The sequence below is a fragment of the Microseira wollei NIES-4236 genome (assembly GCF_020521235.1).
GTDB lineage: Bacteria > Cyanobacteriota > Cyanobacteriia > Cyanobacteriales > Aerosakkonemataceae > Microseira > Microseira wollei.
The window spans coordinates 64,701-83,793 of record NZ_BLAY01000003.1; the positions used below are offsets into that span (position 1 = coordinate 64,701).

At 40.7% G+C, this 19,093-nt stretch carries 15 protein-coding genes; all 15 read left to right on the forward strand.

Annotated features, from left to right (window positions below):
- The first annotated feature begins 57 nt into the window (after positions 1 to 57).
- The 15 genes from MiSe_RS02065 (at position 58) to MiSe_RS02135 (ending at position 19,089) form a co-directional block, all read left to right on the forward strand.
- A complete protein-coding gene (locus tag MiSe_RS02065) occupies positions 58 to 1,644 on the forward strand; it encodes a glycosyltransferase family protein (protein ID WP_226573760.1) in 1,587 nt (528 codons plus the stop codon).
- Positions 1,645 to 1,689: 45 nt separating this feature from the next.
- On the forward strand, positions 1,690 to 2,700 hold the full coding sequence (locus MiSe_RS02070; protein WP_226573763.1) for a glycosyltransferase family 2 protein: 1,011 nt from the start codon (positions 1,690 to 1,692) through the stop codon (positions 2,698 to 2,700).
- A 42-nt stretch (positions 2,701 to 2,742) separates the two neighbouring features.
- On the forward strand, positions 2,743 to 4,371 hold the full coding sequence (locus MiSe_RS02075; protein WP_226573765.1) for an ArnT family glycosyltransferase: 1,629 nt from the start codon (positions 2,743 to 2,745) through the stop codon (positions 4,369 to 4,371).
- Positions 4,372 to 4,432: 61 nt separating this feature from the next.
- On the forward strand, positions 4,433 to 6,154 hold the full coding sequence (locus MiSe_RS02080; protein WP_226573768.1) for an ArnT family glycosyltransferase: 1,722 nt from the start codon (positions 4,433 to 4,435) through the stop codon (positions 6,152 to 6,154).
- Positions 6,155 to 6,178: 24 nt separating this feature from the next.
- Entirely contained in the window at positions 6,179 to 7,210 is a 1,032-nt protein-coding gene (locus MiSe_RS02085; protein WP_226573771.1) for a glycosyltransferase family 2 protein, read from the forward strand.
- Positions 7,211 to 7,226: 16 nt separating this feature from the next.
- On the forward strand, positions 7,227 to 8,594 hold the full coding sequence (locus MiSe_RS02090; RefSeq protein WP_226573773.1) for a glycosyltransferase family 4 protein: 1,368 nt from the start codon (positions 7,227 to 7,229) through the stop codon (positions 8,592 to 8,594).
- A gap of 28 nt (positions 8,595 to 8,622) precedes the next feature.
- Entirely contained in the window at positions 8,623 to 10,239 is a 1,617-nt protein-coding gene (locus tag MiSe_RS02095; RefSeq protein ID WP_226573776.1) for a glycosyltransferase family 39 protein, read from the forward strand.
- Between the two features lie 81 nt (positions 10,240 to 10,320).
- Positions 10,321 to 11,946, forward strand: a complete 1,626-nt coding sequence (locus MiSe_RS02100) for a glycosyltransferase family 39 protein (protein ID WP_226573779.1) — start codon at positions 10,321 to 10,323, stop codon at positions 11,944 to 11,946.
- Positions 11,947 to 12,031: 85 nt separating this feature from the next.
- The gene (locus MiSe_RS02105; RefSeq protein WP_226573782.1) at positions 12,032 to 13,033 is read left to right on the forward strand and encodes a glycosyltransferase family 2 protein; all 1,002 of its coding nucleotides are present in this window, start codon (positions 12,032 to 12,034) and stop codon (positions 13,031 to 13,033) included.
- Between the two features lie 17 nt (positions 13,034 to 13,050).
- Positions 13,051 to 13,977 (forward strand): glycosyltransferase family 2 protein, encoded by a 927-nt coding sequence (locus tag MiSe_RS02110; protein WP_226573786.1) that lies wholly within the window; start codon positions 13,051 to 13,053, stop codon positions 13,975 to 13,977.
- A 33-nt stretch (positions 13,978 to 14,010) separates the two neighbouring features.
- Entirely contained in the window at positions 14,011 to 14,772 is a 762-nt protein-coding gene (locus MiSe_RS02115; protein WP_226573789.1) for a methyltransferase domain-containing protein, read from the forward strand.
- Positions 14,769 to 15,806, forward strand: coding sequence for a polysaccharide deacetylase family protein (locus MiSe_RS02120; RefSeq protein ID WP_226573792.1), 1,038 nt, complete (start codon positions 14,769 to 14,771; stop codon positions 15,804 to 15,806). The genes MiSe_RS02115 and MiSe_RS02120 overlap by 4 nt, the downstream gene beginning before the upstream one ends.
- Positions 15,799 to 16,794 (forward strand): glycosyltransferase family 2 protein, encoded by a 996-nt coding sequence (locus MiSe_RS02125; protein WP_226573816.1) that lies wholly within the window; start codon positions 15,799 to 15,801, stop codon positions 16,792 to 16,794. Before MiSe_RS02120 ends, MiSe_RS02125 begins: the two co-directional genes overlap by 8 nt.
- Positions 16,795 to 16,904: 110 nt before the next feature.
- Complete coding sequence (locus MiSe_RS02130; protein ID WP_226573819.1) at positions 16,905 to 17,750, forward strand: glycosyltransferase family 2 protein; 846 nt, start codon at positions 16,905 to 16,907, stop codon at positions 17,748 to 17,750.
- 121 nt (positions 17,751 to 17,871) lie between these two features.
- Complete coding sequence (locus MiSe_RS02135; protein WP_226573833.1) at positions 17,872 to 19,089, forward strand: glycosyltransferase family 4 protein; 1,218 nt, start codon at positions 17,872 to 17,874, stop codon at positions 19,087 to 19,089.
- Positions 19,090 to 19,093: the final 4 nt, after the last annotated feature.

Genomic DNA, 19,093 nt, shown 5'->3' on the forward strand with positions numbered 1-19,093 from the left:
TTTACTTTGTTGAACCAAACAATGAGTTATATCTACTTATAAGGTGATTATCTATTTATGAATCTCGAAAATCAGGTTTCAAGATTGAATAAGTGGGAATATATAGTTCCCCTACTGGCTAGTTTATCACTCCTTATTAGCTGCGCGATCGCTTCTCCCAAAAAATACTTTTGGAACGATGAACTATTATCCTATTACTTACTTACCGATCCATCTTTACCACACCTGATGAATGCTTGGGGCGATACCTTCAATCAATCGCCTCCTTTATACTTCATACTTGGATGGTTCTGGGCTAAAGTTTTTGGTAACACGGACTTGTCACTACGCCTGTTCTCTAGCTTGGCGATATGCGTGACGTTGACACTTGTTTGGATCGTCCTACGCCGTACCTATAACTTCTGGTTAGCTTCCATTGCAACTTTAAGTGTATTTGGGTTTTCAGATCTGATTTTATATCACAATGTTGAAGTCCGAATGTATGGGTTATTCTCCGCTGTTTGCGCCTTGGGATTGCTAGTATTTGATACTATCAACAGACAGGAAAAATGCTCGCGGAAGCTTCTTGTTACAAACAGCTTGATTCATGGCGTTATTGTTGTGACCCATCTCTATGGGCTTTTCTACAGTGGAGCTATTCTTGCTGCTTTTATAATCCGTGACAGATACTTTAATCTATTCCGAAAAAATGTTTATTTTTCTACGATCTCAGGTTGGCTATTTTTGCTTCTTTTGCTTCCTATTCTGATTAATCAATCAAATAATCACGCCAAATGGTTCTCTGCTATCGATGTCATAACTTTCATTAATTATTTTGTGGTCTCAACCAAATTCTCATTTTTTATTTTCGCTTTGCTATTACTTTCAGTACTTCTCTATATCAGTCAAGGCTCACATCAAAAAACTTTTGCTACATCCGAGCGTAATTCCTCCAATTTAGTTGCTGAAATTTCTCTTCTGATATTAGCTGGTACTTTTATAGCAGTTCCTGTTTTAGCTTGGATTATTACTCTGACTATAAAGCCTATGCTAAATGATAGGTATATTATCCCTACTATTGCAATCAGTTGGCCCATTCTATTAGCTTATTTATCCTCTCGGCTGTTCGCAGATTTCACTTCAATAAAGTTAAGCTGGAATAATTTACTGATAAATAAACAAAAAATATTTTTTTTAATGCTAACTATAATTCTGATTTTTCACCCAATTTACCATGCCAAAAAATTAGGATATTCTTCTCCAAAGCCTGGAATTAATGATGCGCGCTATGGATATACTGAATTACCGATTGCTATGGAAGCTGGACATGATTTCTTACCACGTTTTTACTATTCTCCCAAACCCAGCAGATATTTTCACATCTTAGATTGGGAGACTGCCTTAAAGAATACAGACAGTGCATTTGCAACGGGTGATTACACGCATCTGTCAGCGCTCAAACGTCAGTATCCTTTGATTAATAGTATTCAGAGCCAAGAGTTTATTAAAAAATACGATCGTTTCTTAGTCTTGAATGAAAAGGATCAAAAATGGTTTGAATGGAGAATTCAAAATCACCCTAAATATGAAGTGAAATCCTTGGGAATTGCCGATCTAGGTGCATGGAGTCCCCTAGAATTATTTCTTGTAAAGCGCAAAAAATAAGTCGATCGGGCATTTACCTTAATCTTGAAGAGGCTTAAAATCATTATGCTGTCAATCGTCATCCCAGTTTTCAATGAAGAAGAAAATCTTCCCAAGCTCTATGAGCGTCTTGTTGCTGCTTCCCCTACTTGGGATGCCCCTTTTGAAGTTATCCTTGTAGACGATGGTAGTACTGACAGAACTCTCTCTCTTTTACGAGAGTTGCATCAAAAAGACTCTCGTTTCAAGTTCATTAGCTTTTCCCGTAATTTTGGTCATCAGACGGCTGTCAGTGCAGGTCTTCGCTATGTATCAGGTGATGTGGTAGCCGTGATGGATGCCGATTTGCAAGACCCTCCTGAGGAACTTCATCGCTTCCTCGATAAATGGCGTCAAGGTTATCAGGTAGTTTATGGCGTCCGTACTAAGAGAAAAGAAAATATCTTTAAACGAGCTGGGTACTATTTCTTTTATCGCCTATTAGCATGGTGTTCATCAATTGATATTCCCCTAGATTCAGGAGATTTTTGTGTCATGGATAGAACGATAGTAGATTATTTAAATGCTATGCCTGAACGGAATCGTTTTGTCAGGGGATTGCGTTCTTGGATAGGTTATCGGCAAATTGGCATTCCTTATGAACGAGATCGGCGCTTGGCTGGAGATGTTAAGTATACGTTCAGAAAACTTTTACGCCTTGCCTTTGATGGTATTATTAACTTTTCGTACCGACCCTTACAACTGACTGGAGCTTTTGGCCTAATTGTCTGTTTCTTATCCTTTGCAGGCATTGTGTTTTATCTAGTTCACCGGATTTTAGATCGGAAGATTTTTGGTCTTGCTCCTCAAGATGTGCCTGGATTTACTACCTTAATTCTGGCAATTTTATTTATTGGTGGAGTTCAACTTTTCACCTTGGGAGTTTTTGGTGAGTATTTAGGGCGAATTTTTGATGAGGTTAAACAGCGTCCATTATATATTGTCAAGGATCAAGAAGGTTTTGAGGACCCCAATGGATTGAACAACACTAAAACTAATAAAACTAAGTTGCCAGGAGATACTCCTAGAATATATTAAATAATTAAACTAATCAATATTAAATATTTTCAGGTAATAAATATGACTAAGATCGAGAGCAGCCCAAAATTTATAAATGCTTTAAACAGCCTATATATTTACAGATATGCGGTTGCTTTATTCATTCTTATTGTCCTATGTTATCTTGTATTCTTTTTTCGATTGGGTGCAGGCCCTGTGCGACAATGGGATGAATCAAGCTTAGCCGTAAATGCTCTAGAAATGACCCTCAATGGAAACTTGCTGGTTAAATATCTTGATGGAAAACCAGACTTAATTAATACTAAACCACCCTTAGCAATTTGGTTAATTGCAGCCTGTATGAAATATTTGGGATATCACGAATTTTCTCTGCGATTACCCTCTGCAATTTCGGCTAGTATAACTGCGATCGCTATCTATATTTTTTCTAAGCAATACTTACAGGATTTTAAAGCAAGTTTAATCGCTGTTTTGGTTTTAATAACTAGCATTGGATTTACTGGAGAACATGTAGCTAGAACAGGTGACTATGATGCAATGCTTGTACTTTGGATAACTATTTATTCCCTGGCCTACTTTATATACTTGCACTCAGAAACATCTAAGAAACCTTTCTATCTTGCAGTCATCACAGTTGCATTAGTTTTTGCTGTGTGGACTAAAGGTATAGCTGGTCTTCTAGCTTTACCTGGCCTTTTGATCTATACAGCATGGCAAAAAAAAGTGAGAAAATTGCTACTCTCACCTCAAGTTTATTGCTCAGGTATTATTTTTCTAATTTTAGCTCTCGGTTATTACCTGCTAACAGAACAATATAACCCAGGTTATCTGCAAGCGATCGCGGCTAATGAACTTACAGGTAGATATGGGGATTTAGTTCCAGGTGGAACACCTAGAGGATTTTTTTACTATTTAGCTAATATCATATCCTATAGATTTGTTCCCTGGATTTATGTGCTTCCTTTTTGTTTGATGATTGTTAGCCTTAGCGAAAAAAAGATATTCAAAGATTTTATTTTTTTTAGCTCTATATATCTAACCAGCTACTTTTTAATCATCTCTTATTCAAAAACTAAATTTAATTGGTATGATGCTCCCCTCTATCCTATTGCTTCTTTAATTATAGGCTTAGGGTTTTCTATCGGGTTCAAGCTGATTGCAGATTATTGTTGTAGTCATAATTTATTTAACTCTATAAAAGCGGAAACTCTGTTCAAACGTCGGTTGATTTATGTGGTTTTGATATCGAGTATTTTCTTGATGCCATTTTTTAATAACTTCTATACAGAAATAGATCTAAGTAATGTACCTTTTCGTGAAAACGATTGGACTATTTCCGGTTTAGCATTTAAGTACAGAGAATACTTTACTAAGCTGGCAACGGCAAAGCTTGATATTAAGACGAATAAGTTGCAAGTAGTGAATATTAATAGATACAATCTTCCATTACTTTTTTACACTCAAGCTGCCAATTTAACCAGTCCATATCTACTGGAAGTCAAATGGGAAAACCCATCTGAAAAAATTTTTATTACTGGTGAAACTATCGTCAACTGCGATGCAAATACTCAGGAAGATTTGAATCGTCGATATAGGATGAGAGTCTTACACTCTGACAGTCCTTGTGGAACATTTTTGATAGAAAATACAAGTTCAAAAATAAAAGCTGACCGAACTCCTCAAAAGTGAAGTAAGCTTTTAGCTTTTGTTCGTATTTATGAAGTTACTAAAATCTGGAAACCTACAACTTATGAATAAAAAATTACTGTCACAGTTCTTGAAAAATGAGATTAAAAAACCTGACACTATTAATATTATAATACTGCTCGCCATCTGGATTGCGATGGTAATTCTAGTAAATCCAATCGGTGATTTTCCTCTCAATGACGATTGGGCATATGGGCGTTCTGTACAATCTGTGATTGAAAAAGGTGATTTTCAAATTTCAGATTGGACTGCGACAAATCTATTTTCTCAGGTTTTGTGGGGAGCATTGTTTTGCTGGCCTTTTGGGTTTTCGTTCACCGCACTGCGATTTTCTACCCTGATTTTGGGATTAATCGGTGTGGTAACAACTTATGGACTGCTTAGAGAAATCAATACAAGTTATAAATTTTCTATATTGGGAGCTTTGCTGGTTGCCATCAATCCCATTTATTTTGAACTGTCTAACACTTTCATGAACGATGTTCCTTTTTTTGCTTTTACGGCTGTATCTTTATATTTTTTATTGCGGGGTATTAAATATGAATCAAAAATTGCAATTACTTTTGGGTTTTTGATGGCTGGTGTTGCCATCCTATCTCGTCAAGCGGGACTAGCAATTCCCTTGGCATTTGGATGTGCATACATCATGAAAAAAGGATTTGTAATCTCAAACTTTGTTAAGGGTTTTTCACCAACTTTAGTAGGTATTGCTATCCAAGTAGGTTATCAAAAATGGTTACAGTTAACTATGCGATCGCCCCAGTCTTACGGTGACCAAATAAATACTTTAGTTAAAGAAGTTTCTCTAGGATTATCCAACGTATTTTTCAATTATAGCCAGATAACATTATTCTCTCTCATCTATTTAGGACTGTTTATCTTGCCATTGCTGATATTATCGGCTTGCCAAAATTTCAAGACTTATTCAAATCGACAAAAAACGTTATTACTGATAGCAACATCATTCTTTTTTGTGGTAGCGCTAAATAGATTAATCTCCAGAAATCTAATCATGCCGTTTGTGGGAAATATCTTGGTGGATTTTGGGCTTGGCCCTGTGGGATTGATTAACAGTTACCTGCCGCAAGCACCCAGAATTTGGATAGCCGCAACAGCGATAGGATTAGTTGGCGCTGCTTTATTACTTCAGTATTTATTTTTGGCTATAGGTCAAATTTTGGCTAGGAATTCAAGTCCTGAAACCTTAGAAAAAAAGTGGGGAACGACCTTAATTCTTTCTTTCGTAGTTATCTATTTCTTTCCTCTGGGATTGCTCGGATTAACCTGGCAGGGTTTTTATGACCGATATTTGATCGCTTTGTTGCCGTTTTTGATGATGATGGCTTTGCTTTGCAGACCAAACAATGGGAAAAATCTAAAAAATCTAATAAATTCCAAGCTCATGCCTCTAATCTTGATAATGCTCTTAATCGGTGGTGGATTCACGATTGCAGCAACCCATGATTATTTATCATCAAACCGAGTATTGTGGCAAGCCTTAAATAATTTGATGCAAACATCTCAGATTGCTCCTGAGCGGATTAACGGGGGATTTGAATTTAGGGGCTGGTATTTATGCAATAAAAAACTGCGTAATAGTCCTGATAAATCTATAAATTTTTCTTGCTTGTGGGAGACGGGAAAAGAGGAATATGTTATGGCATTTAAACCGATCGACGGCTATCAGGAAATCAAGCGATATCCTTTTAGTAGCTGGATGCCTTTCACGCAAAAAAACGTTTTGGTATTGCAAAAAATCAAATAGCGATTCTGTTACCGGCTAAGTTTTATGAATGAAGATCATCCCTATCGCGCTACCATTCCACTCGTTCCAGAGGAAGTATCCCGCCCTTTGTGGTCGGTGATGATTCCCACTTACAATTGTGCTGATTATCTGCGCGAGACATTGAATAGCGTATTAGCTCAAGATCCTGGCGCTGATATGATGCAAATTCAGGTAGTTGACGATCGCTCGACCCTAGACGATCCAAGAGCGGTGGTGGAAGAATTGGGACGGGGACGGGTGGAGTTCTATCAACAACCCCAGAATGTAGGCTATATCAAGAATTTTGCCACTTGCTTGCAGCGATCGCGCGGACACCTAATCCACCTTCTCCACGGTGACGATTGCGTCATGGATGGTTTCTATCGGAAAATGCAAGCGCTGTTTGAGCAATACCCAGAAATCAGCGCCGGTTTTTGCCGCCAGGTGATTATCGACGATTGGGGACATTGGCAGCGTTTCATTCCCCTGGAACAAACCCAAAGCGGCATTCTCAATCGTTGGTTGGAGCGAATTGCTACCGAACTAACGCTGCAAACCCCGGCGATGGTTGTCCGGCGCGAGGTTTACGAACAACTCGGTGGATTTGACTCTCGGATGAAAAGCTGCGGGGAGGATTGGGAAATGTGGGTTCGCATTGCCTCCCAATACTCCATCGGTTACGAAGTCGAGCCATTAGTACTTTACCGCGATCGCTCCAATTCTATAACCAAACGCTCCATCCGCACGGGTCAAAATATTCGCGATGTTCGCATGGCAACGCAGATTACTCGCGCTTATTTACCCCCACAGATTGCTGGAAAACTATCCCGTAAAGCCGGATCGAGTTGGGCTGATTGGGCTTTTTACATCGCTGGACAGATGATTGACAAAGGCGATATTGTGGCAGCGATCGCTCAGATTCGCGAAGGACTTTTGTGCAGCCATCATCCGGCAGAAATTGGATTAGCAGTTTGGTTAATGCTCAGGGTAAGTAAAAAGTGGCTGCGACAAACGGTGGAAGCATCGTTATTCAAATCCCAAAAAAATTTTGCATAAAAAGAAATGAGATGCCATGATGCTAATTGAGTCCGACTTGCAGGGGGAACTGCGCCCTATGGCTGGCAAAATGGAACCAGCGATCGCTCTTTTACCTTGGGGCGATGTGTGGGAAGACTTTTTAGACAGCATCGGCGTTTCTCTGGAAACTTTCTGCACCGAAGGCCCAGGCGGCTGGATGCTTGGTTACATGGATGGCTTGCGGCGAGTCGGCGTGCGAACCGTACTAATCTTAATCTCGGCTCGCGTCGATGCACCAGTGCGCTATCAACACGCCCCCACGGGGGCGACAATAACCGTCCTGCCGGTACCCAAGGGTTACCGCGCCATTCGCCGCCAGATGCTCAACCCCAATCCCTATTTATCCTCTGGGAGTTTTGAAGAGGTTTTCGGCGAATTGCGGGGGATTCGCCGCGTCTGGTCGCAAATTCTCTATCATCTGGCCCCCTATCTTGCCACGCCCCTGGGGCTGCTAGCTGAAGAACTGCGGCGCGAGAATTGCCGTGCTATTTTTTGCCAGGATTACGAGTCGGCACGCTTTGATGCTTGCGTATTGTTGGGACGACTGATGGGTTTGCCCGTATTTGCCACCTTCCAGAGCGGTTCTTACGATCCGAACCCGTTGGGGCGGCGGCTGCGACGATTGACGATGCAAGCTTGTGGGGGTTTAGCGATTGGGCCTGAAACTGAAATTCAGCGAGTTTGCCAAGTCTATCATCTGCCACCCGACAAAATCGCACAAATCTTCAACCCCATAGACTTGGGTCTATGGAATGGCACTGACCGCGACGAGGCGCGGTACAAGTTAGGTATTCCAACTGACGCTCAGGTAGTAGTGTGGCACGGGCGAGTTGAATTTCATACAAAACGTCTGGATGTTTTGTTAGATGCTTGGGAGCAGATTTGTCGCGAACGGACAGAGCGAGATCTAAGGTTGCATTTAATGGGAACGGGTCAAGACGCAGAAAAATTGCGCGATCGCATCGAGGCGCTGCCCATAAAGAATGTGTTATGGCTGGATAAGTACGTCACAGACCGCGCCGAAATCCAACGTTTTCTCTGTGCTGGCGATGTTTATGCCTTCCCATCGATTTATGAAGGTTTTCCAGTCGCACCGATTGAAGCAATGGCTTGTGGCTTGCCTTTAGTTGCCGCCGCCGCCTCTGGAGTTCCCGATATCTTAAAGGACGGCGAAGCTTCAGGCGGGCTGCTGGTGCCGCGCTCCGATCTGGCAGCGTTTACACTGGCTTTGGGTCGTATCCTAGACGACCCGGATTGGGGGCGCGAGTTGGGCAAACATGCCCGACGGCGAGTAGAGGAATACTTTTCACTGGAGGTTGTTGGGGGGCAATTACGGGACTTAATCTTTAAATCGGGCGGATAATGTAACTTTGGAGGCAGCAACAAGATCGATGAAAATATCTTCCCGAACCCAATCTTATCTGCTGATAGCAATCCTGATTGTTGCAGCAATTTTGCGCTTCAATCAGATTAACCAACCCTTCATTGATGCTACCAGCTGGCGACAAGCCAGCACTGCGATGATGGCGGATAACTTCTACCGTCGGAACTGGAATATCTTTTATCCGCAAATTAGCTGGGATGGCCCAGGCCCTAGTTACAACGGACGTGAGTTTCAAACTGTCAGCTATCTTGCTGCATTACTTTATGTTGTTGTAGGTCAACATGACTGGGTTGGGCGTTCTGTAGCGGTAATCTTTGGTTTGTGGGGTATTTTTGCCCTTTATAAACTCATCAGTTGTGTTTGGGATCAAGAACATGCATTGATGGGGGCGGCAGTGATGGCGCTGCTACCTGGTAGTATCTATATCGAACGGGAATTTCTGCCCGATCCCGCGATGGTTGCTTTGGTTACAACTAGCTGCTGGCTTCTAGTTGCCTACTGCAAAACGGAACGCCTGCGCTATTTGTTACTTGCTAGTTTGATCGGTATGTGGGGTTTCTTAACGAAGATAACAGGCTTAATTGTTGGGTTCCCAATGATTTATGCAATGTTTGCAATTGTTGGTTACAAGCGAATCCTGCAACCGAAGAAGTTTTTGACAATCGGTATTGGCGTAATATTCACCCTCACACCTGTAATTGCCTATTACCTGTGGGCAAGACATCTTGGTCTTAACTATCCACCCTATCACTTTGCTGGTGAAAATACAGGAAATTGGCTTTGGAATTCGGATTTGGGCGATTGGTGGAGTCAAAAATATGGCATTGCCAAAATGTATCAAATTTTCAAGAGTTGGCTGTGGACAAAACCTGTAATTGTGCTTGTGCTATTTGGCCTGTTTCACCTTCCACTTCAGCTTAAATTTAATTTAAAGCTTAGAGCTGAACGAGAGTTAGAGGAAAGTAATTTTCCAGCACCTTGGTTATTTCACTGGTGGATGTTGGGAGGCGCTGTTTATTACCTAATTGGAGTTGGACATCTGCTTGGTAATCCCTACAATTTTCATATTATCAACCCTGCTGCTGCTGCGCTGGCAGGACACGCCATTATTGTCATAGCATCTTTCGCCCATCGGATCGCGCGATCGCCTGCTGCGATCGCCACCATCTTAGCCATCCTGCTGATTATCGGTAGATCTGGACATAATAATCTGTGGGTAATGTACTATCCCTGGGCTGAGCAAGGCTACAAACTGGGACTGGCACTGCGGCAAATCTCTAAACCGGGCGACCTTGTCCTCACCATCACAAAGGATGTTGGCGATCCGATTGCCATCTACTACAGCCAACGGCATGGGTGGAATTTCTATCTTCCAGGAGACTTATGGGCAAATGTGGGCGATATTGACGGAAAACCGCCAATTTCTCAATTGGATCGATACCGCGCCAAAGGTGCGGACTGGCTAGCAATTATTAACGAGCAAAAAAATAAAATTTGGAAAAACAATCCCCTATTTGTCGCCCACATCAAGCGCACCTGTGAACTGAAACAAGAAAGCGTTGATGGAGTAATTTATCGTATCCTCTCCCCAGAAGAACTTTCAAAAATTCACAAACCAAGATAATTAGAAAATATTTATTATTGCCAAAGTCGCCGTTTCCAAAAAAGGACAATTCAGCTTATGGATTCTAACAAAAATAATTGATTGATTTATCTTTCACAACCAAACATTTTAAGCGATAAAATCAAGTTGCCTGGGTTAATAATTTTATTGTTGATAGGTTTATTTATGGTTACAGGTTTAATCGGAATAAATTTTGGAGAACAATGGGATGAGTATATTCATTATTACACAGTTCAATGTTCGCTCAAGTCAAAAATTTTGCTGCCATGTAGTAACGTTCCCGAACTGGTGGAATATTATGGCAATGCTTATTATAACTATCCCTCATTTACTTATTTACTCAGTTTAATCTCATACGTAGTAGGTAACGTATTAAAGAATATTTTTTTAGATCCACAAACACCATTGTCATTCGAGCATTTTAGAATTGTGGCTCGCTCTTTATTTTTGGCATTATCTTGTTGCAGTGGCTTGTGGTTATACTTCTCTCTTTCAAAAACCAGTAAAGTTGCCGGAATAATAGCTGCTTCTATACAGCTACTATCTTGGGAATTTGCTTACCATTCAAGATGGATTGCGCCTGATGCATTGACGGCTCAATTCTGTGCCCTCTGGTTGATGGCGCTAGCAAGATCTGAAAATTCTGTTTATCGGCAGCGGTGGATCGCTTTTGCAGCTATAGCCGCTGGTCTTGCAACTGCCACAAAATACACCGCCGGTGCATTACTACCTGCTACTATCTTTTTTGTCTGGTTTACTGAATCTCAAAATTTAAAGCTCAGAGATTTTCCGATTAAAAGTGTTATTAAATTAATAATTTTATTTGTAAAATATTTTATTATAATTACTCCTGGCATGATTTTGCAGCCATTAGAGTTTATCAGCGATCTGAGATATGAGATGCAACATTATGCTTCTGGTCACAATAGTCATTATGGTGTTGCTGTATATGATATCCATGATGGGCCATTGGTATTTGCGGCTAGGTTATGGGAGTACATTAGTTTTGCCTTAATTTCTCCTATACCGTTACTTTCATTTATACTTTTGCTAACTTCATTAGTTGGCGCGCTCCATCTATTTAGAACTAACAGGCGAGCTTTGGTTATAACTATAGCTGGTGTTATCCTTTTTTATACTTGCTTTTTCTCCGGCATAACCGTAGTTTTCTTGGTGCGAAACTATATATTTATTCTGCCTTTCCTTGCTTTTTTAATTGCCAATGGTATTGAAAGGATGTTGCAATATAATAAATCAATACGTTCATTAGTAATTGGTTTAACGATCGCCGCAACAACCCTAAATTATTATAATCTTATTGACTCTGCTTTTAGCATTAATCCTGGCTATAATGAAAATAAACTACAAGCTTTACTCGTTCAACATATTAGAACCCATCCAGGCGAAAAATTTGCAGTTTCAAAAAGTTTACGGAAGTCTATAAACTATGAGAATTTATCCAACGTAGTTAAACCAAAAGAAGAAGCTGACACTTTCGCTTACCGTCATGACGATCTTCGTAGACAGAAGAATATAAAGTTAAAAGATTATCCTTCCAATAGGCATAATACTTTTAAATGGTTAGGATCTCGTGAAGTAAATTATAATTACTATGTTAGTTGGATCGGTCGAGATAGAATTTTACTTGTTCCTATGAAAGAGGCTGATAGAATGGGCTTAACAAGCGCTATAGGCGAAAATTCTTAGTTCAGACTAGAGCCACCGATCAGCTCATCACTGGCTTATTTGACCTCCGGGAATCTACTAACAAAGTCATCATTATGATGAAGCAATGAACGAACAACATCCTTATCGCGCAACGCTTCCACCCGTCCCAGAGGGGGTATCCCGCCCCCTGTGGTCGGTGATGATTCCGACCTATAATTGTGCCAAGTATCTGCGCGAAACACTGGCTAGCGTTCTCGCCCAAGATCCTGGTGCTGAAGTGATGCAAATTGAGGTGGTTGACGATCGTTCTACCCAGGACGATCCAGCGGCGGTGGTTGAAGAACTGGGACGTGGGCGCGTGGGGTTTTATCAGCAACCACAAAATGTCGGTCATGTCAAGAATTTTCAAACTTGCTTAGAGCGATCGCGCGGACACCTAATCCACCTTCTCCACGGTGACGATTGCGTCCGCCCTGGCTTTTACCGTAAGCTGCAATCAGCCTTAGAGCAAAAGCCAGAAATAGGCGCTGCCTTCTGTCGTCAGATTTTGATGGATGAGCAGGGTCATTGGCAACAACTCACCTGGTTGGAGCAACCAGAAAGTGGTGTTCTCAGTAATTGGTTAGAGCGAATTGCGGTTGAACAGCGAATTCAAACCCCTTCAATTGTTGTGCGGCGCGAGGTATACGAAAAGCTTGGTGGGTTTAATAGTCGTTTATCCTGGAGTGAGGATTGGGAAATGTGGGTACGCATCGCCGCCAAATACCCAGTTTGGTACGAAGTCGAGCCGCTAGCAATATACCGAATGCATTCCAATTCCAGTAGCGGACGTCACATGCGTACAGGTGAAAACATGCGGGACGTGCGTCGGGCAATTGAGATTTTTCAATCCTATCTGCCCCAAACAAATGCTAGCCAACTCGTCAATCAAGCGAGAGAAAACTGGGCATTAGACGCCCTTACATACACCGTCCCCGAAATGCTTGATCGAGGAGATTTAGCTGCGGCAACCATTCAAATTCAAGAAGCCCTAAAGTGTCGTGTTTCCTTAAACGTGATTCGGAGTTTGCTCCCCCTGATTTTGCGGATGGGGAAACGATTAATACTTCGGTCAATAAAGAGCTAATGAGTAAGGATGCCCTGATGAACAAACCCCTAGTTTCTTGTATCATTATCTTCTTCAATGCTGAGAAATTTTTTGAGGAAGCCATTGAAAGCGTATTCGCCCAAACCTATGACAACTGGGAACTCTTACTAGCCGATGATGGCTCAAGCGATCGCAGTACCGCCATTGCTCAAGCCTATGCTCAAAAATACCCCGACAAAGTGCTATATCTTGAACACGAAAACCATCAAAATCGAGGCATGAGTGCGACCCGCAACTTAGGCATTCGTAACGCCAAAGGTCAATACATCGCTTTTCTAGATGCAGATGATGTCTGGTTGCCCTCCAAATTAGACCAACAGGTGGAAATCATGGAATCCCAGCCTGATGTGGCGATGGTTTATGGGCGCAGTCAATATTGGTTAAGCTGGACAGGTCACCCTGATGATATTCAAAAAGACTACATTCCCGATGCCTATCTTCCAGCGCAAATCTATCACCCGCCAACGCTTTTAACGCAATGCTATCCATTGGGACATGCGACGCCCCCACCACCTTCTGATATTATCTTACGGCGGGAAACTATAGAACGTCTTGGCGGATTTGAGGCGGGCTTCCAGGGAATCTACCAGTTATACGAAGATCAAGCTTTTTTTGCTAAGCTTTATCTTCAATATCCAGTTTTTGTTTCAGGTGAGTGTTGGGATAAATATCGGTTACACCCAGATTCTTGCGGTTCAGTTGTCAACAAATCTGGAAAATACCAGATTGTTCGTCAGTTTTTTTTGAACTGGCTAGAAAATTATTTATCTGCTCATAAAATCCAAGACGCTCAAGTCTGGAAGGCACTTAAAAACGCATTATTGGCCTATCGCAATCCCACATTGTTTAAGCTCAAAAAACTGACTGAGCGTTGGCTCGGGCGAATAGGAGGGTTAGTGAAATCTTTGACAACAAAATATTAGGGTGAATCAGCTAATTATGAGGAGATTTTTGGCGTGAATAAAGAACAATTAGACCGAATAGCAAAGCAGACATTGCCAGACACTGCCTACCAATGGCTAAAAAATAAATTGCACGCTTATAGCCTCCGCCCGCCTTTGGGAATGGTGCGATGGGGGGATTTGCGACGCACAACACCGATCAGTTCAAATTGGGGTTTAGATCGCGGAGTGCCGATAGATCGCTACTACATCGAGAACTTTTTGTTGCGCCATTCTCAGGATGTTCGCGGGCGCGTGCTGGCAATTGGCGACTCTTACTACACCTACAAATTTGGCGGCGCAAATGTAACTCAAAGCGATGTGCTTCACGTCGAAGAAGGGAACCCAGAAGCAACGATTGTGGGGGATCTAACCGATGCTCCCCAGATTCCCTCCGATACTTTTGACTGCTTTCTCCTGGTACAAACTCTTCAGCTAATCTACGAAGTTCGACTAGCCATCAAAACCGCATATCGAGTTTTGAAACCCGGTGGTGTTTTGCTCGTCACTATTCCTGGTATCACCTCATTAAACGATCGTGAGTGGAGTAAATGTTGGTGCTGGAATTTCACAACTCTATCAGCAAAACGACTTTTTGAGGAAGTCTTTCCACCCGAAAACATTGAAATTGAAAGCTTTGGGAATGTCTTGTCAGCCACAGCATTTCTTCAGGGAATGAGTAACCAAGAAATACGAACTGATGAGTTAGATTATCGCGACCCTAGTTATCCAGTGGCAATCACCATTCGGGCAGTGAAACCAGAGGCATTAACATGAATCCCTTTAAGATTGCTTGGTTAAATGATGCTGTTTACAAAATCCAAAAGCGATTCTCAGCCCAAAAAGCACTGATCTTGATGTATCACAGAATCGCCAAAGTAGATTTTGATCCGTGGTGTCTGTGTGTAACACCAGAACACTTCGCTGAACAACTAGAAGTTTTAACTAAATATGCCCACCCCATTAGTCTTAGGCAATTCGTTCAAGCGCATCAGGATGGCAACATACCAGAAAGAGCAGTAGTTGTCACCTTTGACGACGGTTATGCAGATAATCTCCATCATGCCAAACCAATACTAGAGTCCTATGGTATACCAGCAACTATCTTTGTCACGACTGGCTATATCGGAGGGGAGCGTGAGTTTTGGTGGGATGAATTAGAGCGTTTGCTGCTACAACCGACGAATTTACCAGAAAAACTAAGTCTTAGTATTAATGGCCAGATTCATCAATGGGACGTAGGTCAAGCTACTAATTATAGTCAAACTTACTATCAACGAGATAGTAAGTTTGATCCTTGGAAAGCAAAACCAGACTCTCGACTATTTTTCTTTTACTCTGTTTGGGATAAGTTGCGATCGCTATCGGAAACCCAACAGTTCCGCATCCTCAAAGATATCCAATCCTGGAACAACTGTGAACAGAATTCATACCCATCCTATCGCCCTATGTCTCCTGAAGAATTAATTGCTCTAGGAGCAGACAATCTCATAGAAATTGGCGCTCACACAGTTACACATCCCTGTCTCTCTGAACATTCAGAAACTGTTCAAAGAAATGAGATTCAAAACAGCAAAGTTTTCTTGGAAAACTTGCTCAATTATCCCATAACGAGTTTTTCTTATCCTTTTGGAAATCGCTCTGCCCAAACAGTTGAACTAGCCCGAACTCTTGGGTTTGACTGTGCCTGTTCTACTGTTGAGGATAGTGCTTGGCAACAAAGCGACCCTTTTCAATTGCCTCGCTTTGGCGTAAAAAACTGGAATGGGGAGAAATTTGCGAAACAACTATTGAGGTGGTTTTATGCCTGAACATACAAATAAAAAACCGCTAGTCTCTTGCATTATCATATTTTTCAATGCAGGTGAAAAATTTTTCATTGAGGCTATAGAAAGTATATTCGCTCAAACTTATGTTGACTGGGAACTTTTTCTTGTAGACGATGGCTCAACAGATGAAAGCACTTCGGTAGCCTTACAATATGCCCAGAAGCATCCCCAAAAAGTTTATTATCTAGAGCATGAACAACATCAAAATCGGGGTATGAGCGCGACTCGTAATTTAGGTATTCGCCATGCCAAAGGAGAATACATTGCTTTTCTCGATGCTGATGATGTTTGGCTTCCACATAAATTGGAACAGCAAATAAACATTATTGAGAAATATCCAGAAGCTGCTATGCTATACGGTAGAACTCAGTTTTGGTTCAGTTGGACTACTGATAATCCCTGCCGTTCGATATTTTATTTGGCGGAAAATGATGTTGATCCAATGACAATAACTAGCATTAAATTTAATAAACTTATTGATCCGCCTACACAGCTCATTCTCTATTTGCAAGATAGAGATATCTATCCTTGTTCATGCAGTATTATAGTCCGCAGTTCTACATTTAAAGATCTTGGAGGGTTTGAAGAGGACTTCAGAAACGCCAATGAGGATATGGTTTTCCACTCCAAGGTTTTTCTTAAATATCCTGTATACGTTTCTAGCGAGTGTTGGGATCGATACCGAATGCATCCGAATAGTTACTGGCGAACTGCATGGAGGGAAGGAAAAGGGCGTGAAGCAGAACAGGTTGGACGATTCAAATACCTAAGTTGGTTAGAAAAATATTTGGTTGAGCAAGACGTAAAAAATCCTATGGTTTGGAAAAAACTTAACCAAGCATTTTTTCCCTATAGACATCCAAGATTATTCCGATTACTGAAAACTATTCAATATCCTTTCGTGCTATCGAGGGACATATATAGAAAGGTGAAGAAAATTATGCACTCGGCTTTGGTTGAGATTCGTTAAAACTTTGACAATTTCTTGAATTCATACTATATTATTGCTAATCTGGGTTCAAGTTAACAAGTGTAACAACATCGAAAACATTACCTAAACTGAGTTTTATAGCTAGAACCATGAAAGTTTCTATCCTAATCAGGACAAAGAATGAGGAAGCCGCGATCGCTAAGACTCTTAATATTATCAGTAGTCAGAGTCTTCAACCCTATGAGGTTATTGTGGTTGACTCTGGCTCTACTGATAAAACAGTAGAACTTGTGCGCCAATGGAAAAACATTAACTTGATCCAAATTTCTAGCGAAGATTTCACTTATGGAAAAGCTTTAAACATTGGCTTCGACGCAGCCAAAGGAGATGTTGTTATTTCTCTAAGTGCTCATGCATTTCCCAAAGATACGGATTGGCTGGAGATGCTGGTAAAACCATTTAACGATCCGAATGTGGCAGCTACCTATGGCAAACAGCTACCACATTTAGATGCTTGGCCACCAGTACAGAGAGACTACCTATCATACTATGGCGAGAGCATTCGAGTTCAAAATGATGTAAACGATCCTGCGAACTTCTGCTTTTCTAACTCCAACTCAGCAGTACGTCGGAGTATATGGGAAATCCAACCATTTCATGAAACTATATCCTATGCTGAGGATCAGGAATGGGCTGCTAATGTACTTCGCCTTGGATATAAAATTATCTATGAACCGCAAGCAACTGTTTACCATTCGCATAATGAATCTTTTTCAAAAGTTTATTTACGGTCTTATAACGAACATCGAGCTTACAAAGAGCTTTACGGTGGCGAGAAAGATCTTATTAATGCTGCGATGGGATGGTATTATTTAGTAAAGGAAGATATCAAATTTATCTTGAAAAGCAAGAGTGGTTTTGAGTGGATCGTTTTAAGTCCAGTGTATCGACTTTTTTATATACTTGGAAAGCTTAAGGCTTTTTATTCAATATAATCTATATGCCATACCCATCAGATTCTCAAGCTAGTATTGCTCAAAATAATTGCGTTTTGGATTTGAATTATCAAGATCTTTCTCAATCGGCAATGCCACTTTTTATTCAATATTTAACTACATGAAAGCATTAATAATTATTCCCTCAACTAAACGTGGTGGAGTCGAAGAATATAGCTTAAAAATTGCCAAAACTGCTACTCAAGCTAAATGGGAAGTTAATGTAGCGTTTCCTCCAACTGAAGGTATAAATTCTTTGATTGGAGATTTAACTCAAGCTGGAATTAGTTATTACCCTTTAAGTATTGCAGAAACAGATATTCCTGGTTTTTTGGAAATCAGTAACAAGCATCAGTCTTTAATGCCGATTTTGAAAGAGTTAATTATTCCTCGTGTCAAATTTGATTTAAGTAAAATACCTCATTTTTTCACAACTCTACTTTTGTTAATTAAGCTTAAACCCAATGTTGTTATGATTAATCTTCCCTGGCCTGATTTTGGCTTAGGGAGTATTCTCGCTTGTGGTTTTTTACAAATTCCAACAGTTGTCGTTTTTCAGTTAGTACCTTATCCCCTAGCATTAAGTCCAATTAAATTAAAATTATATCATTGGGCGCATCAGAGAAAGCAGCAATGGGTTGGAGTTTCTCTGAGTAATTGTAAGTCTATTAGTCAATCATTTCAAATTCCTAAAGACCAAGTATATTGTATTTATAATGGTGCTGAAATTAAAGCAGAATTAGCTGAAGATATTAGTCATTTACGCTATCAAGTTAGAAAGGAATTGCAATTATCTGAACAGACTAAAATTGCTCTCACCGTTGCTCGTTTAAGCAAGCAAAAAGGACATGATTTTTTAATTCCGGCTATTCCTCATTTAACGCAAGAATTTCCCGATCTAAAATTTGTTTGGGTAGGAGATGGTGAAGAAAAACAATCCTTGCTTAATTTACTCAAAGAATATAAAATTACAGAACAGGTTTTATGCTTGGGTTATCGGTCGGATATTCCGAGATTATTACAAGCGGCTGACTTATTTGTGTTTCCTACTTATTATGAAGGACAACCATTTGCATTACTGGAAGCAATGGCTTATGGCTTACCTGTGATTACGACTGCTACTGATGGTATTCCCGAAGTAATTGAACATCAAGTTCACGGTTTATTGATTCGTAAGGGAGATAGTTGCGATCTACTAGAAGCAATCCGTTGGGCTTTACACAATTATAATCTAATGCAAATAATGGCTGAAAATGCCCAATTAAGAGTCAAATATTTTTCAGAGGATAAAATGCTTAAACAAACCTTAGATTTATTACAAAACTTAAGCTATACTTAAATAA